Genomic DNA, 20793 nt, shown 5'->3' with positions numbered 1-20793 from the left:
ACAGAAGGTGTCGGGTATCCGGTGTTCACTGGAGCCATGGAGCACACCACCGGATCCGGAACCGTAACCACCTGGTCGGCCTTCGCCGCCGCCGAGCCCGAACTCGCCACGACCGTACGGGAGCGGTTCGGGCAGTTCACCCACCACGCGCTCGCCACCCTGCGGAAGGACGGCTCGCCCCGACTCAGCGGGATCGAGGCGGACTTCCGCTGGGACGAGCTGTGGCTCGGCATGATGCCGAACTCCCGCAAGGCACTGGACCTGCGGCGCGATCCGCGCTTCTCGCTGCTCGCCAACCCGGGCGCGGGGACGGACATGGGCGGCGGGGACGTCCGGATCTCCGGGCGGGCCGTGGAGATCACCGACCCGGAGACGCTGGAGCGGTACGCGGAGGAGGTGGGCATGCCGATGCCGTTCCATGTCTTCCGGGTCGAGCCGACGGAGGTCGTCCGGACGTACGTCGAGGGCGACGACATGGTCATCCGCTCCTGGCGGCCGGGGCGGGCTGTGCGGACGATGCGGCGGGGGACGGACGACAGCCCGCCGCGTGAGGAGTCATGAGCCGCCGGTGTACGTGCTGACGACTTGTTCCCGGCACCAGGACGGGGTGCCCCAGGCGTCGCGGAGGGGGCGGGCCTTGCGCAGCCAGAGGGAGAGGTCGAGCTCCTCGGTGTAGCCGATGGCGCCGTGGATCTGGAGGGCGGTGCGGGCGGCGGCGTACGCGGCCTCGCCGGCGGCGACCTTGGCGGCGGCGAGATCGGTGCTCTCGAAGGTGACCGCTGCTCCGAAGAGGAGGGGGCGGGCGAACTCGAGGGCGATGAGGGTGTCGGCGAGGCGGTGTTTGACCGCCTGGAAGGAGCCGATGGGGGCGCCGAACTGGGTGCGCTGCTTGGCGTACGCCACGGTCCGGTCGAGCAGCGCGAGCCCGACGCCGAGCGCCTGCGCGGCGGTCGCGAGCATGGCCCACTGCTGGGCGTACGCGGCGGCGGCGACGACGGCGGGGCCGCGCGCGAGCACCTCCCCGCCGGGGGTGGGGCGAGCGAGGCGGCGGGCGGGGTCGGCGGACGGCCGAACGCCCTCGTGCCCGGCGGCGAGCCGGAGTTCGTCCCCACGAACGACGAGGACGAGGTCGGCGACGTCGGCGTCAAGAGCCGACGGCTCCGACGGCGCCCTTGCCGGGCGCAGGCTCCCGGTGCCTGGGGCGACCACGGGTGCAGCGCCGTTGTCGGGTTGTGCCCACCCTCCCCCAGACTCCGTCCGGGGGGACCCCCATCGCCCTGCGGAACGATTGCCCACCACCCGGGCCGCCTCGGCGGGACGGTCGCCCACGATCGGGTCGGTGGCCACGGCCAGCGTCGGCATCGTCGTGCCCGCTGCCACCCCCGGCAGCAGTCGCTTCGCCAGAGTCTCCTCGCCCCTGCGGGACAGGTCCGACAGCAGGGCGCCCGTTGCCGCCGTTTCCACCAGCGGGCCCGGGACCGCGTGGCGGCCCAGTTCCACGAAGGCTGTCGCCAGTTCGACGGGGAGGGGGCCCACGCCTTCGTAGCGTTCCGGGACCGACAGGGCGAAGACGCCCGCCTCCGCCAGGCGGGACCACAGCGCGCGGCCCGGCGCGGGGTCGCCCGTCGCCCACGCCCGTACCGCCGTCGGCGTGTCCGCCGTCGTCAGCATCGCGTCCAGCGAGCGCGCGAAGTCGCGCTGCTCCTCCGTCGGCAGGAATCGCATCAGCGCCGCCCCTTCGGCAGGCCGAGCAGCCGCTCGGCGATGATGTCGCGCTGGATCTCGTTCGTGCCCGCGTAGATCGGGCCCGCCAGGGAGAAGACGTACCCCTCGGCCCACTCGCCGTCCGCCCACTCCGCCTCGCCGCCCAGCAGATCGAGCGCCGTCTCGTGCAGCGCGATGTCGTACTCCGACCAGAACACCTTGTTCAGGCTCGACTCCGCCCCGATCTCCCCCCCAGCCCCCGCCGCGAAGCGCGACGCGCCGCCCGCCGTGAAGAGCTGGTACGCCCGCGCGCCGATCACCGCGTCCGCCACCCGGTCCCGTGCGCCTCGGTCCGAACCCGTCGCCCGCCACAGCGCGACCAGTCGGTCCGCCGCCGCCAGGAAGCGGCCCGGGGAGCGGAGCATCAGGCCGCGCTCGTTGCCGGTCGTGGACATCGCGATCCGCCAGCCCTGGCCGGGCTCCCCGATCACGTCCTCGTCCGGTACGAAGACCTGGTCGAGGAAGAGCTCCGCGAACGCCGGCTTCCCGTCGAGGCGGCCGATCGGCCGGACCGTCACCCCCGGCGCCCGCAGGTCGAACATCAGATACGTCAGCCCCCGGTGCGGCCGCGCCGGGTCCGTCTCCGGGTCGGTGCGGAAGATGCCGAAGGCCCGGTCGGCGAAGGCGGCCCGCGAGGACCAGGTCTTCTGCCCGGACAGCAGCCAGCCGCCGTCCGTCCGTACCGCCCGCGATGTCAGCGACGCCAGGTCCGAGCCCGCCTCCGGTTCCGACCAGGCCTGCGCCCAGATGACCTCGCCCGTCGCCATCGAGGGCAGTACCCGGGCCCGCTGCTCCTCCGTCGCGTGGTCGAAGAGCGTCGGGGCGAGCAGGTTGATGCCGTTCTGCGAGACCCGGCCGGGCGCCCCCGCCGCGTAGTACTCCTCCTCGAAGACCAGCCACCGGAGGATGTCCGCGTCCCGGCCCCCGTACCGCTCGGGCCAGGAGACCACCGACCAGCGGCCGGCGGCGAGTTCGGACTCCCACGCGCGGTGCGCCGCGAAGCCCTCCGCCGTCTCCAGGGACGGCAGCGGTTCGGCCGGGACGTGGGTCCGCAGCCACTCCCTCGCCTCCGCGCGGAACTCCCGCTCCTCCGGGGTGTACGCCAGGTCCATCGGACGCCCGCCTCCCTGCTTCCCTAACAAGTGTTTGGTAGGTTAACGTACGGCCATGAGCAGCGCCATGAGCAGCGTCGAGGAGTTCCGTACCGAGATACGCGACTGGCTTCGGACCCACCTCAGTGGCGAGTTCGCCCCCCTCAAGGGCCTCGGCGGACCGGGCCGAGAGCACGAGGCGTTCGCCGAACGACTCGCCTGGGAACGGCACTTGGCCGCTCACGGCTGGACCTGCGTCGGCTGGCCGAAGGAGTACGGCGGGCGTGGCGCGAGCATCGAGGAACAGATCGCCTTCCACGAGGAGTACGCCCTCGCCGACGCCCCCGCCCGCGTCAACCACATCGGCGAGCAGCTCCTCGGCCCCACGCTCATCGACCACGGCACGGAGGAGCAGAAGGCCCGCTTCCTGCCCCCGATCCGCGCCGTCGAGGAACTCTGGTGCCAGGGCTACAGCGAGCCCGGCGCCGGCTCCGACCTCGCCGCCGTCCGTACGCGTGCCGTGCGCGACGGCGACGCGTGGGTGGTGACCGGCCAGAAGGTATGGACCTCGCTCGCCCACGCGTCCCAGTGGTGCTTCGTCGTCGCCCGCACCGAGCCGGGGTCGAAACGTCACGCCGGACTGTCGTACCTGCTCGTCCCCCTGGACCAGCCCGGCGTCGAGGTCCGGCCCATCGTCCAGCTCACCGGCACCAGCGAGTTCAACGAGGTCTTCTTCGACGGCGCCCGGACCGGCGCGGCGAACGTCGTCGGCGCGCCCGGCGACGGCTGGCGGATCGCCATGGCCACCCTCGGCTACGAACGCGGCGTCTCCACCCTCGGCCAACAGGTCGGATTCCGGCGCGAGTTGGACGGCCTGATCGCCCTCGCCCGGCGCAACGGCGCACTCGCCGACCCCCTGATCCGCGACCGGCTCGTCCAGGCCTGGACCGGACTCCAGGCCATGCGGGCGAACGCGCTGCGCTCCACCGACCCCTCGATGGCCAAGCTCTACTGGTCGCACTGGCACCGCGACCTCGGCGAACTCGCCATGGACATCTGCGGCGCCGCAGCCACCGTCGTCGCCGCCGAACCGTACGAACTCGACGAGTGGCAAAGGCTGTTCCTCTTCTCCCGCGCCGACACCATCTACGCCGGATCCAGCGAGATCCAGCGCAACGTCATCGCCGAGCGGGTGCTCGGCCTCCCGAAGGAGCCGCGCCCATGACGCCACCCGCGCCTGTGGACCCACCCCCCTATGTCCCGGCACACGGCCTGCTCGCCGGTCGGACCGCCGTCATCACCGCCGCCGCCGGCGCCGGCATCGGCGGCGCCACCGCCCGCCGCTTCCTGGAGGAGGGCGCCCGGGTCCTGATCAGCGACGCCCACGCCCGCCGCCTCAAGGAGACCGAGACCGCCCTCACCGCCGAGTTCGGCACCGACAGGGTCGGCGCCCTCGCCTGCGACGTCACCGACGAGACCCACGTCCAGGCCCTCTTCGACACCGCCGTACGGCTCCACGGCCGCCTCGACGCCGTCGTCAACAACGCCGGCCTCGGCGGCACCGCCGCGCTCGTCGACATGACCGACGAGCAGTGGAACAGCGTCCTCGACGTCACCCTCAACGGCACCTTCCGCTGCACCCGCGCCGCCCTGCGCCACTTCGCCACGGCGGACCACGGCGGGGTGATCGTCAACAACGCCTCCGTCGTCGGCTGGCGCGCCCAGGAAGGTCAGGCCCACTACGCCGCCGCGAAGGCCGGCGTCATGGCCCTCACCCGCTGCGCGGCCGTCGAGGCGGCCGCGTACGACGTCCGCGTCAACGCCGTCTCCCCGTCCCTGGCCATGCACCCGCACCTGGTCAAGGTCACCTCCGCCGAGCTGCTCGCCGAGCTCACCGAACGCGAGGCCTTCGGGCGGTACGCCGAGCCCTGGGAGATCGCGAACGTGATCGTCTTCCTCGCCAGCGGCTACTCCTCCTACATGACCGGCGAGACGGTCTCCGTCAGCAGCCAGCGCGCGTAGGACGAGAATGGACGTGTGCCGAAGACCGCCAGTGACACGACCAAGAAGAAGCCCCCGGTGAGCGCCTCGCCCGAGCGGCGCCGCGAGCTCCTGGACACCGCGGCCGAGGTGTTCGCCGCCCAGGGGTACAACGCCACGACCGTCCGCAAGATCGCCGACGCCGCCGGCATGCTCGCCGGCAGTCTCTACTACCACTTCGATTCCAAGGAATCGATGCTCGACGAGATCCTCTCCACCTTCCTGACCGAGCTGTGGGAGGGGTACGACGCCGTCCTCGCCGCCGGACTCGGACCCAGGGAGACGATCGAGGCCCTCGTCACCGAGTCCTTCCGGGAGATCGACCGGCACCGTGCCGCCGTCGCCATCTACCAGAAGGAGTCCAGGCACCTCACCGACCAGCCCCGCTTCCACTACCTCTCGGACTCGCAGCAGAAGTTCGAGAAGGCATGGCTCGGGACCCTGCAGCGCGGAGTGGAGGCCGAGGCCTTCCGCGCCGACCTCGACATCCGGCTCACCTACCGGTTCGTGCGCGACACCGTCTGGGTCGCCGCGTCCTGGTACCGCCCGGGCGGCCGGCACAGCCCGGACGAGATCGCCCGCCAGTACCTGTCGATGGTCCTGGACGGAATCGCCGTACGTACATAAACCCCTGGAGGAGTCGTCATGGCCGAGGCCTACATCGTCGAAGCGGTCCGCACCCCGGTGGGCCGCCGCAAGGGAGGCCTCGCCTCCGTACACCCGGCGGACCTCGGCGCCCATGTCCTGAAGGCCCTCGTCGCCCGCTCCGGGATCGACCCGGCCGCCGTCGAGGACGTCGTCTTCGGCTGCCTCGACACCGTGGGACCGCAGGCCGGCGACATCGCCCGTACGGCCTGGCTCGCCGCCGGACTCCCCGAGGAGGTCCCCGGCGTCACGATCGACCGGCAGTGCGGCTCCTCCCAGCAGGCCGTGCACTTCGCCGCGCAGGGCGTCCTCTCCGGCACCCAGGACCTGGTCGTGGCCGGCGGTACGCAGAACATGTCGATGATCCCGATCGCCTTCGCCTCCCGGCAGGCCGCCGAACCCCTCGGCCTGACCGAGGGCCCGTACGCGGGTTCCGAGGGCTGGCGGGCCCGCTACGGCGACGCGCCGGTCAACCAGTTCCATGGCGCCGAGCTGATCGCGAAGAAGTGGGGCATCACCCGCCGTGACCAGGAGGAATTCGCGCTCCGCTCGCACGAGCGGGCGCTGCGCGCGATCGACGAGGGCCGCTTCGCGCGCGAGACCGTGGCCTACGGGGACGTGACCGTGGACGAGGGCCCGCGCCGGGACACCACCCTGGAGAAGATGGCCGGCCTGAAGCCCGTCGTGGAGGGCGGCACCATCACGGCGGCCTGCTCCTCCCAGGTCTCCGACGGCGCCGCCGCGATGCTCCTGGCGAGCGAGCGGGCCGTACGGGAACACGGCCTCACCCCGCGCGCCCGCGTCCACCACCTCTCGGTGCGGGGCGAGGACCCGATCCGGATGCTCTCCGCCCCGATACCCGCCACGGCGTACGCCCTGAAGAAGACCGGCATGACCATCGACGACATGGACCTGGTCGAGATCAACGAGGCCTTCGCCCCGGTCGTCCTCGCCTGGCTCAAGGAGACCGGCGCGGACCCGGCGCGCGTGAACGTCAACGGCGGTGCCATCGCCCTGGGCCACCCCCTGGGCGCGACCGGCGTGAAGCTGATGACCACCCTCCTCCACGAGCTGGAGCGCACGGGCGGCCGCTACGGCCTCCAGACCATGTGCGAGGGCGGGGGTCAGGCGAACGTGACGATCATCGAACGGCTCTGATCCGCGCGCGGGGCGCGGGGCGCGGTGTGACGTGCGTCGCCGTCCTGTCCTTTTGGGTGGGGCGGCGTGCTAAGGTCTGAGTGTTGCTAGTTGGTACCCATGAACTTTATGTGCGCCTGACGGGAATGTTCCTCAGGCGCAATTTTGTTTTCCGGACTCTCCGGGATGGGACCCTTACCTATTCAGGAGAAAACATGGCCACCGGAACTGTGAAGTGGTTCAACGCCGAAAAGGGCTTCGGCTTCATCGAGCAGGACGGCGGCGGCGCCGACGTCTTCGCCCACTACTCGAACATCGCGACCTCCGGCTTCCGTGAGCTGCAGGAAGGCCAGAAGGTCACCTTCGATGTCACGCAGGGCCAGAAGGGCCCGCAGGCGGAGAACATCCTCCCCGCCTGATCGCCGTAACGCGATTCTCGCAGCCGGGACCCGCACCGCGCAGGTGCGGGTCCCGGCTCGCGCTGTGCTCAGGCAGTCTGCTCGGGCGCTCTGCTCAGGCCAGGAAGGCATTTCCCATGACACGCTCCGAACAGCGGCCCCGTCGGGCCGCCGAATCCCGCTCCGGAACCATGTCCGGAAATTCCCGCCGTGGCTCCGCCGCCCCGAGGGGCAACGGCAGGCCCAAGGCCGCAGGCCGCGGCCGTGGACCGGCTTCGCCGCCGCCGCCGCGCGAGTTCACCCTGCCCGAGACGCTGACGCCCGCGCTCCCCTCCGTCGAATCCTTCGACGCCCTCGACATGCCGGCGGCCCTGGTCAAGACGCTCAACGCGCAGGGCGTGACCGAGCCCTTCCCGATCCAGGGCGCCACCCTGCCGAACTCGCTCGCCGGCCGGGACATCCTCGGCCGCGGCCGCACCGGCTCCGGTAAGACCCTCGCCTTCGGCCTCGCGCTCCTCGCCCGCACCGCGGGCCGCCGCGCCGAGCCCAAGGCGCCGCTCGCCCTGGTCCTGGTGCCCACGCGTGAGCTCGCCCAGCAGGTCACCGACGCGCTCTCCCCGTACGCCACCTCGGTGCAGCTGCGGCTCACGACCGTCGTCGGCGGTCTGTCGATCACCAAGCAGGCGAACTCGCTGCGCCGTGGCGCCGAGGTCGTCGTCGCCACGCCCGGCCGTCTCAAGGACCTCATCGAGCGCGGCGACTGCCGACTCGACCAGGTCGCGATCACGGTCCTCGACGAGGCCGACCAGATGGCCGACATGGGCTTCATGCCCCAGGTCGTGGCGCTGCTCAAGCAGGTCGAGCCGGACGGCCAGCGGATGCTGTTCTCGGCCACGCTCGACCAGAACATCGACCGGCTCGTGAAGATGTTCCTCGACGACCCGGTCGTGCACTCCGTCGACCCGTCGGCCGGCGCGGTCACGACGATGGAGCACCACCTGCTCTACATCGCCGACGAGACCGACAAGAAGGCCGTCACCACCCGCATCGCGGCGCGCGACGGCCGCACCATTCTCTTCCTGGACACCAAGCGGGCCGTCGACCGGCTGGTCAAGCGGCTCCTCGCGAGCGGCGTCCGGGCGTCCGGTCTGCACGGCGGCCGCTCGCAGCCGCAGCGCAACCGCACCCTGGACCAGTTCAAGAACGGCCAGGTCACCGTCCTGGTGGCGACCAACGTGGCGGCCCGCGGCATCCACGTCGACGATCTCGACCTGGTCGTCAACGTCGACCCGCCGATCGACCACAAGGACTACCTGCACCGCGGCGGCCGCACCGCCCGGGCCGGCGAGTCCGGCTCCGTCGTCACCCTGGTCCTGCCCGAGCAGAAGCGCGACATGGGCCGGCTGATGTCCAACGCCGGCATCAGCCCGCGTACGGCGCAGATCAAGTCCAGCGACGAGGAGCTGACCCGCCTCACCGGCGCCCGCGAGCCGTCCGGCGTCCCGGTCGTCATCGAGGTCCCGCAGCCGACCCAGCCCGCCTCGGCCCGCAACGGCGGCCAGCGCGCGCGCCGTGGCGGTGGCGGTTCCGGCGGTGGCGGTGGCCGCTCCCGCTCGGGCGCCAACGCCCGTACGGCGACCGGTGGTTCGCGCACCGGTGCCGGTGCGAGCGGTTCGCGTACGGGTGCGGGTACGGGCGGCTCCCGTACCGGCACGGGTACGGGCGGTTCGTCCACCCGTACCCGCAGCGGCGGTGGCGGCGGTGGCCGTGGTCGCCGCGCCGGCGGCGCCGCCTAGTCGACCAGCCGGTCCTGGAGCTCCGCCAGCGTGCGCAGCTCCAGGCCGAGGCCGTCGGTGAGGTAGCCGAAGAGGCTGCCGTAGCGGGTCTTCACCTCGGCCAGCGCGGCGTTCAGGTACGGAGTCCGCACCTCCTGCACCGGGATGAGCAGCTCCGGCTTCTGCATGAGCCCGGACTGCCGCAGCCCCTCCCGCAGTTGGGCGTCGTACGCCGCGCGGAAGGTGTTGGAGGCCAGGAAGTCCTCCACGGCGTACCGCTCCGGTACCCCGGCCACCGTCAGCAGCAGGTAACTCAGCCAGCCCGTACGGTCCTTGCCCGACGTGCAGTGGTAGAGCAGCGGGCCGGCGCCCGGGCGGGCGATGTCACGGATCGTCGCCGCGAACCGCGCCCGGTTGTCGGCGCTGGTGACGAACGAGCGGTAGACCTCGGCCATGAAGGCTTCCGCCCGGCCGCCGCCCAGCATCTCCTCCTGCTTCACCGGGTCCCGGGAGCCGATCGCGGCCCGTATCAGCGCGTTGAGACCGTTGTCGGTCACCGGCCGGGAGGCCGGGACGAGCCCGCCGGGCAGTCGGTCCGCGCCGTCGGACTGGACCTCCAGCGGGATCCGGAAGTCGACCACCGTGGCCAGGCGCAGCCCCGAGAGCGTGGTCAGGTCGGCGTCCGTGAGCTTGCCCAGGGCATCGCCCCGGTAGACCAGGCCCTGACGCACCCGATCACCGTTGTACGTGAGGTAGCCGCCCAGGTCGCGGACGTTGACCGCGCCCTGGAGTGGGATCAGCCGGGCGCCGGCCGTGGCGCGGTGCCGACGGCGGGGCGCCGCGACGGCCGGGGCGGTGACCGCCGCGAAGGCGGCGGCGGTGGCGGTGCTCAGAAGGGCGCGTCTCGACAGTGGCATGACGGAACTCCCGTGGGGAGATGAGGGTTTCACCCTGGTGTCGGCAGGGTGCGGAGCACTTTCTCGGCCTCGGACATGATCCGCAGGACGAGTTCCTCGCAGCTGGGGAGGTCCTCGATCACCCCCGCGACCTGTCCGGACGCCATGACACCGAGGTCGGTGCGGCCCTCGACCATGGACGCCTTGAGGAGCATGGGCGTGTTCGCGGCCAGCAGGACCTGGCTCCACGACAGGTCCTTGCCGTGCTTCGTCGCGAGCCCGTCGCGGACCATCCGCGGCCACGACAGGCCCGAGATCCGGCGGAAGCCCGCCGCCCGGCGGACCGCCTGCGCCAACGCCCGTACCCGGCCCGCCCGTTCGAGGGCGGCGACCATCTCCGTACGGAGCATCCGGTGCGGCAGCCCGTCGACGGCCGTCGTCACCGTCACGTCCTTCACCGTGGCGGCGAGGTACTTCGCCTTCACGGCATCGGGGACGGTGGAGTCGGAGGTCAGCAGGAAGCGGGTGCCCATGGCGATGCCCGCCGCCCCGTACGAGAGCGCGGCCACCAGACCGCGCCCGTCGTGGAAGCCGCCGGCCGCGACCACCGGGATGTCGACCGCGTCCACGACCTGCGGCAGCAGAACCGTCGTCGCCACCTCGCCGGTGTGTCCGCCGCCCTCGCCGCCCTGCACGATCACCGCGTCCGCGCCCCAGGCCGCGACCTTCTCGGCGTGCCGCCTGGCCCCGATCGAGGGGACGACGACCACGCCCGCGTCCTTCAGCTCCGCGATCAGCTCGCGGGACGGGGCGAGCGCGAAGGAGGCGACCCGTACCCCCTCGTCGATGATGATCCGCACCCGTTCGCGGGCGTCGCCCGCGTCCGCGCGCAGATTGACCCCGAAGGGTTCGTCCGTACGGGACTTCACCTCGCGGACGGCGGCGCGCAGCTGCTCCACGGTCATCGTCGCGGAGGCGAGGATGCCGAGGGCGCCCGCGTTCGCGGTGGCGGAGACGAGGCGGGGCCCGGCGACCCAGCCCATGCCGGTCTGGACGATCGGGTACCGGACGCCGGTGAGCATGGTGAGCGCCGTCTCCATCAGATCCGGACCTCCCGGTCCCGCAGACCCTTGGGGTCGATCACCTCGCGGATCAGCCGCAGCTCCTCGGCGGTCGGCTCGCGGGTGTACGGGACGTCGTCGCCGATCACGAGGTCGAAGCCGGTGGCCTGCCGGACCTGGTCCACGGTGACGCCCGGGTGCAGGGAGGCGAGGCGCATGGCGCGGTCGGGCGTCTCGAAGTCGAAGACGCCGAGGTCGGAGACGACCCGGGGGATCCGGTGGAAGCGCTCCGCCCCGGCGGCGGCGGCCCGGTCGTAGCCGACGCCGCTGACCATGTCCACGCGCTCGACGAAGACCCGGGGCGAGTGCTTCGGGATCCAGTAACTGGTCGGATTGTTGAGGGTGTTGACGGGTGCGCCGCGTACGCCCAGGAGCTGGCGGGTGGGGCGGGACCAGTCGCCGATGCAGGAGATGTTCTGGTTGCCGTGCCGGTCGATCTGGCTCGCGCCCATCATGACGTGCCGCTTGCCGCCGGTGACCATCGTGAGGTGGCGGCGGTACGGCAGCCAGCCCTCGGGCTCCCCGTCGAGGCCGACGAGCATCGCCTCGCCGTCGGTGAGGAGGAGGTCGGGGGCGAAGGAGCGCTTGGCGAGCCGGGCGCCGAAGGAGGAGACCGGGGCCATGGCGGCGGCGAGGACCTCGCCGTTGTCGCGCCAGGCCTCGGCGCAGGCGACGACGCAGTATTCGGCGCGGGTGACGGTCGTGGTCGTCGCGGTCACTGCTGCTCCTCGTGCCAGGTCCGTACGGCCTGCTGGTAGTCGTCCTCGCTCTTGCCGGAGAGGAAGCGCTCGGCGAACTCGGGCCAGGGGGTGGTGGCGTACATCTTCTGGAAGGGCTCGTCGCGGTCGTGGTCGGGGACGCAGGAGGTGAAATGGGCGCCGTTCGGGGTCTCGACGACTCCGGTGACGCTGTGCCGGCTGACGAGCAGGGACTGCGGGGCGGTCGTACCGGCGTCGAACCGGTCGACGAGCTGTTCGCAGGAGACGTACGCGGTGTCGGCGGCCTCGCAGAAGAGGTCGTCGAAGTACGGGTCGGGGCCGAGGTACTGGCCGTTGCCGAGCCGGTCGGCGCGGTTGAGGTGGACGAAGGCGGCGTCCATGCGCAGGGCGGGCACGGCGACGAACGTCTCGCCGTCCTCGTACGGCGAAGTGACCGTCCGGAGCTCGGGGTTGACCGTCATGAGGTCCGAGCCGAGCCCGGCCCGGACGGGCATGAAGGGCAGCCGGTTGGCGGCGGCGTGCAGGCCCCACATGAACATGGCCTCGTCGAGCTCGGTCATGGCGAAGGCGCCGCGTTCGCGGGCGGCGCGGAAGTGCGGTTCGAGGGGGATCGAGTCGAGGGTGGTGAAGGCGGCGACGAGGCGGCGGATCCGGCCGGCGGCGGCGAGCAGGCCGACGTCGGGGCCGCCGTAGGAGATCACGGTGAGATCGGTGATCTCGGACCGGAGCAGCGCTCTGACCAGCGCCATCGGCTTGCGACGGGAGCCCCAGCCGCCGATGCCGAGCGTCATGCCGGAACGGAGGCGGGACACGACCTCGTCGGGTGTCATGGTCTTGTCGGTCACGAGGTGCCCTCCTTGGCCTGGTCCTTGGCTTCGTCCTCGGCCTTCGCGGTGCCGAAGGTGTCGCGGACGCGGTCGGCGACCCCGCTGAGGTTGGCCTCGAAGGTGAAGCCCTGCTCGAAGCGGTAGCTGCGGCGCACGTCCACGGGGTCGATGCCGTTGATCGCGGCCTTGGCGAGCCGGACCAGATAACCGTCCTTGCGGGCGATCTCGCCCGCCAACTCAAGCGCCGCGTCGAGGAGTTCCCCGCGCGGTACGACCTTCCAGACCGAGCCGTGGGCCTGCAGTTCGGCGGCCGTGGCGGTACGGGAGGTGTAGTACAGGGCGCGCATCAGATGCTGCGGTACGAGCCGGGCGAGATGGGTGGCGGCGCCGAGCGCGCCCCGGTCCAGTTCGGGCAGCCCGAAGGTGGCGTCCTCGGCGGCCACGATCACGTCCGCGTTGCCGACGAGCCCGATGCCGCCGCCCAGGCAGAAGCCGCCGACGGCCGCGACGACCGGCACCTCGCACTCGTACACCGCCGCGAACGCCTCCGCGCAGCCTTGGTTGGCCCCGATCAGGCTGCCGTGACCGGGGTCCCGCTGCATCTCCTTGATGTCGACGCCTGCGTTGAAGCCCCGGCCCTCGGCGGCGAGCACGACACAGCGGGTCCCGGGGTCCCGGCCGGCCGCGCGGAGGGCGTCGGCGAGGTCGTACCAGCCTTGTACGGGGAGGGCGTTGACGGGTGGGAAGTCGACGGTGACGAGGGAGACGCCCTTGTCGGGGCTTGTGGTGGAGACACCCATGAGCGGATCAGCTACCTTTCCACCAAACATTTGTTAGGTGACTGCTTGGTGAGGAAGGTAGCAGCCGATGGAGCTGGACGGGAGGGTGGCCGTCGTCACCGGCGGCACACGGGGGGTCGGCGCGGGCATCGCGCGGGCCTTCCTCGGGGCGGGGGCGCGGGTCGTCGTCTGCGCCCGCCGGCCACCGGACGAGCCGGTGAAGGAGGCCGGTCGTGAAGCCGAGTTCGTCCCCGTCGACCTGCGGGATCCGGCGGCGGTCGGCGCGTTCTTCGCGGGCGTCGGCGAGCGGTACGGACGGCTCGACGTGCTGGTCAACAACGCGGGCGGAACGCCGTACCGGCTGCTGGGGGAGGGGGAGGCCGAACGGCACGCGCGGGTGGTGGAGTTGAACCTGACCGCGCCGCTGACGGCATCGCTCGCCGCCCACGGGCTGCTGCGGGCCGCGCGCGGCTCGGTCGTCATGATCGGCAGCGTCAGCGCGACCCGGCCCTCGCCTGGCACGGCCGCGTACGGCGCGGCGAAGGCCGGCCTGGAGAACCTCGCGCGGTCGATGGCCGTCGAGTGGGCCCCGTACGTCCGGGTGAACACCCTGGTCCTCGGCATGGTGCGGACCGAACTCTCCCATCTGCACTACGGGGACGAGGACGGGATCGCCGCCGTCGCCCGGACCGTGCCGCTCGGCCGGCTCGCCGAGCCCTCGGACGTGGGGGAGGCGGCCGTCTTCCTCGCCTCCGGCCGGGCCGGGTACGTCTCGGGGGCCGCACTGCTGGTACACGGGGGCGGCGAACGCCCCGCGTTTCTGGACGCCGCGACTGTCAACAAGGAGAGCTGAGATGGGTCTGAGCGAGGGGCTGTGCGACGGCCGGGTCGTGATCGTGACGGGCGCGGGGCGGGGTCTTGGGCGGGCGCACGCGCGTGCCTTCGCCGCCGAGGGGGCGAAGGTCGTCGTCAACGACCTGGGGGTCGGGCTCGACGGCTCCGCCGGGTCCGGATCGCCGGCCGGGCAGGTGGTGGAGGAGATCCGTACGGCGGGCGGCGAGGCGGTGGCGCACGGCGGCGACGTCGCCACGGAGGAGGGCGCGGCCTCGCTGGTGGCGGTCGCCCTGGACACCTTCGGACGCTTTGACACCCTGGTCAACAACGCGGGCTTCCTGCGGGACCGGATGCTCGTGAACCTCGGCGAGGACGACTGGGACGCGGTGATGCGCGTCCATGTGAAGGGACACTTCCTGCCGCTGCGGCACGCGGCCGCGTACTGGCGGGCGGAGGCGAAGGCGGGGCGCGAGCCGGTGGCGCGGGTCGTCAACACCACGTCGGGGGCAGGGCTGCTGGGCAGCATCGGGCAGGGGAACTACGCGGCGGCCAAGGCCGGGATCGTCGGCCTGACGCTGGTCGGGGCGGCGGAGTTGGGCCGCTACGGAGTCCAGGTCAACGCCATCGCCCCGGCGGCCAGGACCCGGATGACGGCGCAGGCCTTCGCGGGCCTGGAGGGCGCACCGGAGGACGTCTCCCCGCTGGTCGTCTGGCTGGGCTCGGCGGCCTCGGCGGGCGTGACCGGCCGCGTCTTCGAGGCGGAGGGCGGCCGCATCACGGTCATGGAGGGCTGGCGCCCCGGCCCGACGTCCGACAGGGGCGCGCGCTGGACCGCGACGGAGGCGGGGGAGGCGGCCCTGAAACTGCTGGCGGCCGCGGAGACCCCGGGGCGGGTGTACGGCGCGGCCGACTGACCGGGCGTTGGGTGGGGCTCCGGCCTCCGCGGGCTCCCGGGTGGGATCCCCGAGCCTCCAAGTGGGATTCCCGGGCTCCCGGGTGGGGCCCGGGGCTCCCGGGTGGGATCCCCGGGCTCCCGGGTGGGATCCCTGAGCCTCCAAGTGGGATTCCCGGGCTCCCGGGTGGGGCCCGGGGCTCCCGGGTGGGGCCCGGTCATCCTGTCGGGAGTCCCGTCAGGGGCGACCGGGCCCCACCCGCCGTCACCCCGCGGTCAGGCGCGGCAGCGGAGCATCTCCAGCGGCGGGGTCGCCAGCAGGTCCGCCCAGAAGTCCTCGCCGAACTCGCGGATGCCGGCCTCGGACACCTGCAGCGGCACCCACTCCAGCTCACGGAACCCGGCCGCCCGCAGGGACCCCTCGTAGACCTCGCGGCTCGGCACCGCGCCCAGGATGCTGATCGGCTGCGGGTCGAGGAGCGCCGTGACCCGCACCCGCGGACCCACCTCGATCTCCTCACCGGTCGGCTCGCAGCGGAACCCGTACGCCTCCAGGGACTCGCAGTCGAACTGGTAGTCCGGCCGCTGGCAGAGCATGTAGAACGCTCCTCCCGGCACCAGGCTCCGGTGGATGCTGCGGCACATCCGCTCCAACGTCGCGATGTCCTCGGCGTAGTTGAGACACTGCACGGCCAGTGCGATGTCGAAGCTCCGGTCGAGGGGCCCCAGTTCGGCCACGTCGCCGACCTCGTAGCGCAGCCCCAGCGGCTCGCGCTGCTCGATCTCCCGCGCGGCGGCGATCATCTCGACGGAGATGTCGACGCCGAGGACGTCCTCGGCCCCGCGCCGCTTGAACTCCCTGCCGTAGAAGCCGGTTCCGCACGCCAGGTCGAGGATCGACTTGCCGCGCACGTCCCCGACCAGGCCCAGGAAGCTCGGCACCTCCCCGTAACGGATCATGGGCAGGGACTTGAACCCCTCGAACGCCTCGCCGATCTTGTCGTACTGCTGCACGCTCACGTGCCGCCCCCTTCAGTCCTTCGGTGGTTCGGTCTGTACGTGGCTGAGAGTCTGCTCCGCCTGGTCCGGCGGCCCGTACTGGCAGATGACACGAAGATGTCGCCCTGGTGACTCTCGTATCAACCAACACCCGTGTCCCGGCCGGCGGACATCCCTCAGCTCCCGGGTGGCGTACGAGTGAGGTACGCGTGAGGGTTGTACACGCCTTCCCCACAACGCGCGGGTGAAGTTAACGTCCGGAGAAATGAAGGGAGTTGGGCTGTCGAAGGCACTTCTACGCGCGTCATCATCGAGCCATGAGGATCCCCCACCGCATCACCGTCATCGGCGGCGCCGCCGCCCTCGTGTCGACGCTGCTCCTCGGCGCCCCGGCCACCGCGGTCGTCGCCCCCGCCTCCGCCCCGGCCGCCTCCGCCGCCTTCTCGGCCGCCGCCGTCGGCGACATCTGCTACTCCGACCTCCCCTCCCAGGCCCGCGACACCCTCCGCCTGATCGAGCAGGGCGGCCCCTTCCCGTACCGCCAGGACGGCAGCGTCTTCCAGAACCGTGAGCGGCTGCTGCCCGCCCACTCCCTCGGCTACTACCACGAGTACACGGTCAAGACCCCCGGCTCCGAGGCCCGTGGCGCGCGCCGCATCGTGACCGGTGAGTCCTCCCAGGAGGACTACTACACGGCCGACCACTACGCCTCGTTCGACCTCGTCGACCAGGGCTGCTGACCCGGGCCGACCCGGGCGACCCCATCAGCCCCCGGTCCGCGGCCGGACCTTCCCCCACGCCGGCCGGCCGCGGACCGGGCACGATGGTGCCCATGACCTTCGACGATCTGGGGAAGCCGGTCCACGGCTGGGACTTCCTCGGCTTCAACCGGGCGGCCCCGGTGGATCTGCTGATCCGGCTGCTCGACATCGACCCCTCGTTCGTCTCGCGTCAGGACCTGCCGCCCGCCGTCCTCGACGCCGCCGTCGACCACCCCGACCGGAACGTACGCGGCCGGCTCGCCGAGTTCGGGCGCGAGCTGACCGCCGACCAGTGGACCCGGCTCGCCCTCGCGGAACGGAGCGCTGCGCGACGGGCCTTGTTCGTGGAGATCGCCGCCGACCGGGGCGCACCGCTGACCGACCCCGGGTACGAGAAGGTCGCCGCCGACACCTCCCCGCTGGTCCGGGCCGAAGCCGCCCGGTTGCCCGGACTGCCCGCGCCCCTGCTCCACGCTCTCGCCGCCGACCCCGCGCCCGCAGTCCGTGCCGCCGCCTGCGCCCCAGCCTGGCCGCACCTCCCTCCGTCCGTACGGGACGGGCTGCTCACCGACCCCGACGAGCACGTCCGCACCGCCGCGCTCCTGCGCCACCACCACGACCACCCGCTGGACGAGGCCGGGTTCGAGCGGCTCGGCGGCACGGACGGCAAGGCCCTGGACGGCTGTCGGCTCGTGCCCGCCCTGACCGCGCGCCTCGCCGTGCACGAGGACCGGGACGTCCGGGAAAGACTGGCGGAGAACCCCCGGCTCGATCCGGCGGCGGTCGCCGTCCTCGCCGAGGACGAGGACGAATGGGTCCGGCAGACCGTCGCGGTGCGGGCCGACCTGACCGAGGAGCAGCGGGCCGCCGTCCGCGTCGACATCGAGCCCGGTGCCAGGCACCCCTATGTGGTGCCCTGGGTCGCCGCACTCCACGACGACCCCGACGCCATGCGCCGGCTCGCCGCCTCAAGCCATCCGTTCGTCCGCAGCAGCGTGGCCCGCGCCCGGCGTCTGCCACCGGACGTCGTCGAACGCCTCGCCCGCGACGAGGACCGGGTCGTACGGCTCTTCCTCGCCGAATCCTGCGACGACGCGCCCCCGGACATGCTCCTGGAGGTCTGGCACTGGTGGGACGGCAGCCTCTCCTTCCCCGGCCGGCCGCGCACCCACCCCGACTTCCCGCGCGCCGGACTCCTCCGCTACGCCACCGACCCGAACCCGAGGCTCCGCCGACTCGCCCTGAGCGACCCGGAGTCCACGGCCGAGCTGGTCGAGGCGTTCAGCCGGGACGCGTCCGAGGAGGTACGGCAGGACGCGGCGGAGGACCCGCGGCTCGCGCCCGAGTCGGCGGTACGGCTGCTCGGCGACCCGGAGGGGTCGGTGCGGGCCCGGGCCGCCCGCAACCCCGCCCTCCCGCAGGACGTGCTGCTGCGGCTGCTGCGCGACCGGGAGACCGCCTACGGCGCGACGGTGAACCCCGCACTTCCCGTGCCGGTGATGGAGCGGATGGCCGACCTGCTGGCCGAGCGGGTGGCGGAACGGCTGTTGGGCTGCCCGTAACCCCTTGGCCATCCATGGCTGCGAGGCTCCCGACGGAAACGAAAGTTGTCTGTACAACTTGGAGAGAGTCATGGCGTCCCTCGCCACCGCACCGCCGTTCTGGCTGCGCGACAACTGCCCCTGCGCCCAGTGCCGCGACCCCCGCAACGGCCAGAAGCTGTTCCAGATCACGGAACTTCCCGCCGCGCTCGCCGTCGACACCGTCCACGACACCCGCACCCCCGACGGCGCCCCCGCCCGCGAGGTCGTCTGGGCCCCCGACGGCCACCGCTCCGTCTACGCCGAGAGCTGGCTGGGCGCCCACCTCCCCGGCGCGCCCGCCGCCCCGGGCGACGGCCGCACCGAGGACGACAAGGAACTGTGGGCCGCGGACCGCTTCGACGGCGGGCTCCCCGAGGCCGACTGGGACGCGTACACCACCGACCCGGCCGTCCGCGCCGACGCCCTCGACTCCGTCCTGCGCCTCGGCTTCGTCCTGCTGCGCGGAGTCCCGGTGCGCGACCGGCAGGTCCTCGACGTGGCCCGCACCTTCGGCTACGTACGGGAGACCAACTACGGGGAGCTCTTCGAGGTCCGGGTCGAGGCCGACCCGAACAACCTCGCCTTCACCGGGGCCCGGATCACCCCGCACACCGACAACCCCTACCGCGACCCGGTCCCCACCCTGCAGCTGCTTCACTGCCTCACCAACGCGGCCCAGGGCGGCGACTCCGGCCTCGTCGACGGCTTCCACGCCGCCGCGCTGCTGCGCACCGAGGACCCGGAGGCGTACGAGATCCTCACCCGCGTCCCCGTTCCGTTCGCCTTCGCCGACGAGCGCACCGAACTCCGCGCCCACCGGCCGCTGATCGGCACCGACCCGACCGGCCGGCTCCGCGAGATCCGCTTCAACAACCGCTCCATCGGCACGCTGAGCCTGCCCGCCGACGTGCTCGACGCCTTCTACGCCGCGTACCGGCGCTTCGGCGAGCTGCTGCTGCGGCCGGAGCTTCAGCTGGACTTCCGGCTCGCCCCCGGCGACTGCCTGATCTTCGACAACACCCGGCTGCTGCACGCCCGTACGGCCTTCGCCGAGTCCGGCGACCGGCACCTCCAGGGCGCGTACGCCGACATCGACGGGCTCGTCTCCACCCTCGCCGTCCTGCGCCGACAGGAGACCGCGAAGTGAATCCCGTCGACCCGCTGGCCACCCTCGCCGGGCTCTTCGAGGGCGAGGGCAGCGCCGAGTACTTCGGCGAGGCCGTCACCCAGGCCGAGCACATGCTCCAGGCCGGTGCCCTCGCCGAGGCCGCCGGCGCCCCCGCGCACCTGGTCGCCGCCGCGCTCCTGCACGACGTCGGCCACTTCCAGGGCGCCGTCACCGGCCGCGACCTGATGGAGAACGGCACCGACAACCGGCACAGCCACACCGGCGCCGACTGGCTCGACCAGTGGTTCGGGCCCGAAGTCACCGAACCCGTACGGCTGCACGTCGCCGCCAAGCGGTACCTGTGCGCCGTCGAGCCGGACTACTTCGCCCTCCTCTCCGAGGCCTCCGTGCACACCCTGGCCGTCCAGGGCGGGCCGATGACCGCGGAGCAGGCGCGCGCCTTCGAGGCCCACCCGGGCGCGGCCGACGCCGTCGCCGTACGCCGCTGGGACGAGCAGGCGAAGGACCCCGAGCTGCCGACCCCCGGCTTCGACCACTTCCGCCCGCTGCTGGCCGGGCTGCTCCGCGCGGAGTGACACGGGCCCGCATACGTCTGAACCCGGGGCCCCCCGACCCCGGGTTCAGACGTATATGTGCTTACGAACGTCAGGCGCCGAGCCTGCGCCCCAGCGCGCTCGTCGCCGTCGAGCTCTGCATCGTGAACGCCACCGTCCCCGGCAGATAGCGGTCCTGCGACCACTCCACCGGATTCCCCGCCGGGTCCGTGGAGTGCCGCCGCTCCCGCAGCAGCGACTCCCCGGCCCGGCAGCCGAGCAACTCCACGTCGTCCGCGTCCGCCGGCACCAGGTCGATGGTGTGCCGGGCGTCCGCGAACAGCACGCCGTGCAGCTCCAGTTGCTCCGAGTGCGAGACCGTGTCCAGCGGCATCCCGGCCACCAGCTCCCCGATCCGCTCCGGATACGTCGTCCGCTCCACCATCACCGGCGTCCCCGCGAGCGTCCGCAGCCGGCGCACCCGGAAGACCGGAGCGCCCTCCTCGACGCGCAGCTTCTCCGCCTCCTCCGCGTCCGCCGGCACCCGGTCCACCGCAACGATCCGGCCACCCGGCTCCTCGCCGAGGGACCGCGCCCACCGCGTGAACGAGCGCAGCTCCCCGAAGCTGTGCAGCCGCGGCCCGCCGAGCACCACCCGGCGCGAACCGCGCCGCGAGGTGATCAGACCGTCGGTGCGCAGCGCGGCCAGCGCCTGCCGGACCGTACCCCGGGACACGCCGTACCGGCGCGCCAGTTCGTCCTCCGCGGGCAGCTTCGCACCCGAGCCGTACTCACCCGCCGTGATGGCGGTCCGCAGATCCGCGGCGACCTTCAGATACAGCGGAGTCCTGCCCCGTTCCTCACTCACAG

Annotated in this window: 22 protein-coding genes; 13 read left to right on the top strand and 9 right to left on the bottom strand. The window is 72.7% G+C overall.

Annotated elements, in window-relative coordinates; genetic code table 11:
- The first annotated feature begins 36 nt into the window (after window positions 1–36).
- Window positions 37–561, top strand: coding sequence for a pyridoxamine 5'-phosphate oxidase family protein (locus Q5762_RS05720; protein WP_315890853.1), 525 nt, complete (start codon window positions 37–39; stop codon window positions 559–561).
- Here the strand turns inward: Q5762_RS05720 and Q5762_RS05715 are convergent.
- Window positions 556–1725 (bottom strand): acyl-CoA dehydrogenase family protein, encoded by a 1170-nt coding sequence (locus tag Q5762_RS05715; RefSeq protein ID WP_315890852.1) that lies wholly within the window; start codon window positions 1723–1725, stop codon window positions 556–558. The two genes, Q5762_RS05720 and Q5762_RS05715, sit on opposite strands and share 6 nt — an antisense overlap.
- Complete coding sequence (locus Q5762_RS05710) at window positions 1725–2876, bottom strand: acyl-CoA dehydrogenase family protein (RefSeq protein ID WP_315890851.1); 1152 nt, start codon at window positions 2874–2876, stop codon at window positions 1725–1727. Before Q5762_RS05710 ends, Q5762_RS05715 begins: the two co-directional genes overlap by 1 nt.
- Before the next feature lie 67 nt (window positions 2877–2943).
- On the opposite strand from Q5762_RS05710, the gene Q5762_RS05705 reads away from it, so the two are divergent.
- The 6 genes from Q5762_RS05705 to Q5762_RS05680 all read left to right on the top strand — a co-directional run bounded on the left by Q5762_RS05705 (window position 2944) and on the right by Q5762_RS05680 (window position 8871).
- Complete coding sequence (locus tag Q5762_RS05705) at window positions 2944–4080, top strand: acyl-CoA dehydrogenase family protein (RefSeq protein WP_399494609.1); 1137 nt, start codon at window positions 2944–2946, stop codon at window positions 4078–4080.
- Window positions 4077–4877: an SDR family oxidoreductase gene (locus Q5762_RS05700; RefSeq protein ID WP_315890849.1), complete on the top strand. Its 801-nt coding sequence runs from the start codon at window positions 4077–4079 to the stop codon at window positions 4875–4877. The genes Q5762_RS05705 and Q5762_RS05700 overlap by 4 nt, the downstream gene beginning before the upstream one ends.
- Before the next feature lie 15 nt (window positions 4878–4892).
- Entirely contained in the window at window positions 4893–5522 is a 630-nt protein-coding gene (locus tag Q5762_RS05695) for a TetR/AcrR family transcriptional regulator (protein WP_315890848.1), read from the top strand.
- 18 nt (window positions 5523–5540) lie between these two features.
- On the top strand, window positions 5541–6698 hold the full coding sequence (locus tag Q5762_RS05690; protein WP_315890847.1) for an acetyl-CoA C-acetyltransferase: 1158 nt from the start codon (window positions 5541–5543) through the stop codon (window positions 6696–6698).
- Window positions 6699–6892: 194 nt separating this feature from the next.
- The gene (locus Q5762_RS05685) at window positions 6893–7096 is read left to right on the top strand and encodes a cold-shock protein (RefSeq protein WP_290114082.1); all 204 of its coding nucleotides are present in this window, start codon (window positions 6893–6895) and stop codon (window positions 7094–7096) included.
- Between the two features lie 116 nt (window positions 7097–7212).
- Entirely contained in the window at window positions 7213–8871 is a 1659-nt protein-coding gene (locus tag Q5762_RS05680) for a DEAD/DEAH box helicase (protein WP_315890846.1), read from the top strand.
- On the opposite strand, the gene Q5762_RS05675 is transcribed toward Q5762_RS05680, so the two are convergent.
- The 5 genes from Q5762_RS05675 to Q5762_RS05655 are packed head-to-tail and all read right to left on the bottom strand — an operon-like array spanning window position 8868 to window position 13213.
- Window positions 8868–9767 carry a tyrosine-protein phosphatase gene (locus tag Q5762_RS05675; protein ID WP_315890845.1) on the bottom strand — a complete coding sequence of 300 codons (900 nt, stop codon included), beginning with the start codon at window positions 9765–9767 and terminating at the stop codon, window positions 8868–8870. The genes Q5762_RS05680 and Q5762_RS05675 overlap by 4 nt on opposite strands.
- 29 nt (window positions 9768–9796) lie before the next feature.
- The gene (locus tag Q5762_RS05670; RefSeq protein ID WP_315890844.1) at window positions 9797–10846 is read right to left on the bottom strand and encodes a nitronate monooxygenase; all 1050 of its coding nucleotides are present in this window, start codon (window positions 10844–10846) and stop codon (window positions 9797–9799) included.
- Window positions 10846–11586: a CoA-transferase gene (locus Q5762_RS05665; RefSeq protein ID WP_315890843.1), complete on the bottom strand. Its 741-nt coding sequence runs from the start codon at window positions 11584–11586 to the stop codon at window positions 10846–10848. Before Q5762_RS05665 ends, Q5762_RS05670 begins: the two co-directional genes overlap by 1 nt.
- The gene (locus Q5762_RS05660; protein ID WP_315890842.1) at window positions 11583–12431 is read right to left on the bottom strand and encodes a CoA-transferase; all 849 of its coding nucleotides are present in this window, start codon (window positions 12429–12431) and stop codon (window positions 11583–11585) included. Before Q5762_RS05660 ends, Q5762_RS05665 begins: the two co-directional genes overlap by 4 nt.
- The gene (locus Q5762_RS05655; RefSeq protein ID WP_315890841.1) at window positions 12428–13213 is read right to left on the bottom strand and encodes an enoyl-CoA hydratase family protein; all 786 of its coding nucleotides are present in this window, start codon (window positions 13211–13213) and stop codon (window positions 12428–12430) included. The genes Q5762_RS05660 and Q5762_RS05655 overlap by 4 nt, the downstream gene beginning before the upstream one ends.
- Before the next feature lie 67 nt (window positions 13214–13280).
- On the opposite strand from Q5762_RS05655, the gene Q5762_RS05650 reads away from it, so the two are divergent.
- Together Q5762_RS05650 and Q5762_RS05645 are read left to right on the top strand one after the other, a co-directional pair.
- Window positions 13281–14045 carry an SDR family oxidoreductase gene (locus tag Q5762_RS05650; RefSeq protein WP_315890840.1) on the top strand — a complete coding sequence of 255 codons (765 nt, stop codon included), beginning with the start codon at window positions 13281–13283 and terminating at the stop codon, window positions 14043–14045.
- A gap of 1 nt (window position 14046) precedes the next feature.
- On the top strand, window positions 14047–14940 hold the full coding sequence (locus Q5762_RS05645) for an SDR family oxidoreductase (RefSeq protein ID WP_315890839.1): 894 nt from the start codon (window positions 14047–14049) through the stop codon (window positions 14938–14940).
- A 254-nt stretch (window positions 14941–15194) separates the two neighbouring features.
- Here the strand turns inward: Q5762_RS05645 and Q5762_RS05640 are convergent, their stop codons facing one another.
- Window positions 15195–15938, bottom strand: a complete 744-nt coding sequence (locus Q5762_RS05640) for a class I SAM-dependent methyltransferase (protein ID WP_315890838.1) — start codon at window positions 15936–15938, stop codon at window positions 15195–15197.
- Between the two features lie 296 nt (window positions 15939–16234).
- Here Q5762_RS05640 and Q5762_RS05635 point away from each other — a divergent pair, with 296 nt between their 5' ends.
- From Q5762_RS05635 to Q5762_RS05620, 4 genes are all read left to right on the top strand, one after another.
- Window positions 16235–16657 carry a ribonuclease domain-containing protein gene (locus Q5762_RS05635; protein ID WP_315890837.1) on the top strand — a complete coding sequence of 141 codons (423 nt, stop codon included), beginning with the start codon at window positions 16235–16237 and terminating at the stop codon, window positions 16655–16657.
- A 92-nt stretch (window positions 16658–16749) separates the two neighbouring features.
- Entirely contained in the window at window positions 16750–18240 is a 1491-nt protein-coding gene (locus Q5762_RS05630) for a PE-PGRS family protein (protein ID WP_315890836.1), read from the top strand.
- A 70-nt stretch (window positions 18241–18310) separates the two neighbouring features.
- Window positions 18311–19408, top strand: coding sequence for a TauD/TfdA family dioxygenase (locus Q5762_RS05625; RefSeq protein WP_315890835.1), 1098 nt, complete (start codon window positions 18311–18313; stop codon window positions 19406–19408).
- Window positions 19405–19965, top strand: a complete 561-nt coding sequence (locus tag Q5762_RS05620) for a phosphonate degradation HD-domain oxygenase (RefSeq protein WP_315890834.1) — start codon at window positions 19405–19407, stop codon at window positions 19963–19965. The genes Q5762_RS05625 and Q5762_RS05620 overlap by 4 nt, the downstream gene beginning before the upstream one ends.
- A 70-nt stretch (window positions 19966–20035) precedes the next feature.
- Here Q5762_RS05620 and Q5762_RS05615 read toward each other — a convergent pair whose 3' ends face one another.
- Window positions 20036–20791, bottom strand: coding sequence for a GntR family transcriptional regulator (locus Q5762_RS05615; RefSeq protein WP_315890833.1), 756 nt, complete (start codon window positions 20789–20791; stop codon window positions 20036–20038).
- Between the last annotated feature and the right edge of the window lie 2 nt (window positions 20792–20793).

Origin of the sequence: Streptomyces sp. P9(2023) (assembly GCF_032436795.1) — a bacterium.
Taxonomy (GTDB): Bacteria; Actinomycetota; Actinomycetes; order Streptomycetales; family Streptomycetaceae; genus Streptomyces.
This window is presented reverse-complemented; position numbering and strand designations above follow the sequence as displayed.